Raw genomic sequence first — 3,080 nt, 5'->3', positions numbered from 1 at the left:
AACTGCTTCTGATCCACCTCGGTCGCTGCCATGGGATCCAGTGTTTCCGTCATCGTCGATCCTTCCCGCCAAGCTGGGCTCGGCGTGTCGAACCAAGCGCCGGATCAACCGTTTATCTGACAGTCCCGACATCGTCGACCAGAACGCGTTGGTAAGACGGGTCTGGGTGATGCAGGCTCGGAGAATGCCAGATGCGCGAAAGAAAATCGATTCTCTTCGCGGTGCGCAGCGCAGCGGAGGTCGATTCGGGGGGGGGGGACGCCCGCAGGGTGGCCGGCACCACTGCCGGGCGGAATGCGGGACGCCCACGGTGATCAAACTCCTGGACGGACAGCGAAAGACCCGCCTGCCGACTATCAGGGGCGGGTCTCTTGTCGTGTCATCGAGCGGCGGGGCCGGGCCATCGAGGGTTCAGATTCGCATGGGGTCGAGGGTTGCCGTCGGTTCCGACACGTTTGCCGACGGCGAAGGCCGAGCCGCGAAAGATGTTTCGACGGAGCGGCCTTGGCTGCTGGTGGTCAGTGTTCGGGCGGCGGCGGGGTGACGGTGTGGCCGGCGGCGACGTCGCGGATCCAGTCGGGGACCTCGACGTTGTCGTATTCGGCAGTTTCGACGTAGGCGCGCGCGGCCGCTGCTGCCACGCGTGGGCGCGGCCGCCGGGTGGGGCGGCGTTCGGTGGTGGTCATCGCGGATCCTCCGTGGTGTCGGTCTGGGGTTCAGTGTCCTCGGTGTCGACGTCTTGCGCCAGTGCACGGCGCATGGCGTGCTCGCTGACGGCGCGGATGACGTCGCGTTCGGTGGGGGTGATGAGTTTGGATTTGCTGACGGTGCTGTACATCGTCCAGCCGAGTTCGGCGGCGTCGTCGTCGTCGCTGGTGGTCAGGTCCAGGCACCATGTCAACCGCCGCCAGGCCTGAGTTCGGTTTTCGCTGCTGGTGCGTTGCCGGAGGGTGGCGGTAACGCCGATGGTGGCGAGGACGCCGACGATGAGGGTGACCCATGCTTGTGCGGGCACGCGGATGGGTTCCTTTCCTGGGTTCGGGGGTCAGGTCACATGTACAGCAGCTGTGGTGGTGCTGAGCCGTCGAAGCGTTCGAGGCTGTCGAGGACGCCGTTGTAGTTCGCTGGTCGGCAGCGGCTGAGGCCGACGATGAGGGCGCAGGTGCCGTCGAGGGTGACGAGGTAGGACGGTGCGCTGCCGTTGTCGGGTGAGACGTGGGCGGCGGCGTCGACGAGGGCGTAGCGGACGGCGTCGGCAGCGGCTCGTTTGGCGTCGTCGAGGTTGGGTTCGGCTCCGGTGGCGGTGAGCAGTTCGGGGCTGTTCTCGGGGCGGGTGGTGACGGTCCAGGTGATCATCGGCGGATAGTTCCTTTCTCGCCGGGGGTGGGTGGCTGCGTGCTTGCAAGCGTCGCACGGGGAGCGCAGCGAGTCGTGCGACGCGAACCCACCTTTCGGCGGTCTGTGTACTGCGGGCCCCCTGTGGATAGACAGGTCCGGCCCCGCGGTGCGGGGCCGAACGTGTGCTATCGAGCGGTCACGCTTCGTCGAAGGCGTCGAGGATCTTGGCGGGGTCGCGGCGGTATCCGCCGTCGAGGAAGACTCCTACAGCGGTGCGGTGGACGCGGCGGAATTCGTCCATCAGGGTGTCGTAGCCGACGCGGTCGGTGACGCGCCAGGTGATCGGTCCCCTGTGCAGGTCGACCCAGTGCTCGGTGCGGCGTTGTTCGGAGTTGTAGCGGCTGTTCGGTACGACCGTGTGTTCGGGGCCGCCGAGCCAGAGAACCGAGATCGCGGCCGCGCCGAACTCTGCGCCTGATTGCGGCGGGTAGGGGGCTTGTCCGTCGGCGCCGATGAGTGCGGCGCGGACGGTGGCGAATCCGGCGATGACATCGCAGACGGCTTCGGCGCTGCGAAAGGTCATCATGACGTGGCCGAGGGCGACGATCATTTACGCTTCGTCGGTGGCGGCGGTGACGGTGATCGTCGCGTTCTGGGGGCCGGTGATGATTGCGGTGGTGTGGGTGATGATCCCCGCTGCTCGGGCGTTGTGCGCTGCGGTTGCCTTGCGGTCCTGGCGGATGGTGTTCTGGGGCATGTCGGGTGCTCCTTCTCTCGCAGAACCGGCTCCCCCGGGTCCTTCTCTCTGCCAATTTCTTTCGCCGTCATCTGGCGTAGGGAGAGAAGGCGGTGCACTGGAACGGTGTCCTGCCCCTGAGACGGAAAGTTCTCAGCCGCAGGCGCTGTGAAAAGTTTTTGGAGCCCGAAGGGCCGGAGCAACCCGGAGTCAGGGGTGGGTAAGACGGGCCAGGGTGACGCATGCTCGCCAGAAGCCAGATGTGTGAAAGAAATTGATCTTTTGCCCAGTGCGCAGCACAGCGGAGCTCGATTCGGTGGACACCGCAGGTGGCCGTGGCAGGGCTGGCCTCTACTCGCCAGCCCTGCCACTGACCTTGCTACTCCCCTGCCGCAGGGCGCTGCGTGCTCATCTCGGCGGCGGTTCTGTGGCCGGTGATGTTGGTGTACCGCATGGTGTCGGTCCAGCTACCGCCGACGATCGAGGGGATCGTGACCGTCTTCTTGTTGACTCGCTTCACCGGGTACCACGTGCCTCGCCAAGCGATCCAGTCGCCTTTCGCGATGGTGTCGGGTCCGTAGCTGGTGGCGGTTCCGTCGGCGAGGTGTTCAGCGCGGATACCCAGCCAGTAGGCGAGCTGCTCGGCCCGCTCGATCATTCGAATTCCGATCTCCTCGCGGTGTGTTCCTGTTGCGGGCGCGGTCTTTTCGGTGTGGCGAACTCCGTTCTGGATGAATAAGGTTCGCTCGTGGCCGTCGAGTAGCCGCTGATCACGGCGCTGATCGGCGTTGATCGTGTCGATTCGATGCGCAACGGTAATGGGGTTGTTTCGGGCGCGGTTGGTGATTGCTGCGGCGTCCGCTCGGCGTTGGGCGTCTTTTGAATCACCCTAAGTTTTGTGCCGCCTCCAGTTGGGGCTGATCCTCGGCGTCGAGGTCAGAGTAGTGGAGTGTTTCGTATTCGATCGGGGGCATCTGTCCGATGCTCGAATGCAACCGCCTGTTGT

Annotated in this window: 6 protein-coding genes; all 6 read right to left on the bottom strand. The window is 65.3% G+C overall.

Translation table 11 applies throughout. From position 1 onward, the window contains the following. Window positions 1–518: 518 nt before the first annotated feature. The 6 genes from QMK17_RS26075 to QMK17_RS26050 all read right to left on the bottom strand — a co-directional run bounded on the left by QMK17_RS26075 (window position 519) and on the right by QMK17_RS26050 (window position 2,732). Complete coding sequence (locus QMK17_RS26075) at window positions 519–686, bottom strand: hypothetical protein (protein ID WP_283512187.1); 168 nt, start codon at window positions 684–686, stop codon at window positions 519–521. Further along, window positions 683–1,015, bottom strand: coding sequence for a hypothetical protein (locus tag QMK17_RS26070; RefSeq protein ID WP_283512186.1), 333 nt, complete (start codon window positions 1,013–1,015; stop codon window positions 683–685). Before QMK17_RS26070 ends, QMK17_RS26075 begins: the two co-directional genes overlap by 4 nt. Before the next feature lie 35 nt (window positions 1,016–1,050). Beyond that, window positions 1,051–1,356 (bottom strand): hypothetical protein, encoded by a 306-nt coding sequence (locus QMK17_RS26065; RefSeq protein WP_283512185.1) that lies wholly within the window; start codon window positions 1,354–1,356, stop codon window positions 1,051–1,053. A 178-nt stretch (window positions 1,357–1,534) separates the two neighbouring features. Then, entirely contained in the window at window positions 1,535–1,948 is a 414-nt protein-coding gene (locus QMK17_RS26060; protein WP_283512184.1) for a hypothetical protein, read from the bottom strand. Beyond that, entirely contained in the window at window positions 1,949–2,095 is a 147-nt protein-coding gene (locus tag QMK17_RS26055; protein ID WP_283512183.1) for a hypothetical protein, read from the bottom strand. A gap of 358 nt (window positions 2,096–2,453) precedes the next feature. Further along, entirely contained in the window at window positions 2,454–2,732 is a 279-nt protein-coding gene (locus QMK17_RS26050; protein WP_283512182.1) for a hypothetical protein, read from the bottom strand. Window positions 2,733–3,080 lie beyond the last annotated feature (348 nt).

The organism is Rhodococcus sp. G-MC3 (assembly GCF_030063335.1).
GTDB lineage: Bacteria > Actinomycetota > Actinomycetes > Mycobacteriales > Mycobacteriaceae > Rhodococcoides.
The sequence above is the reverse complement of the archived record's forward strand: the minus strand, read 5'-3'. Positions and strand labels throughout refer to the sequence as shown.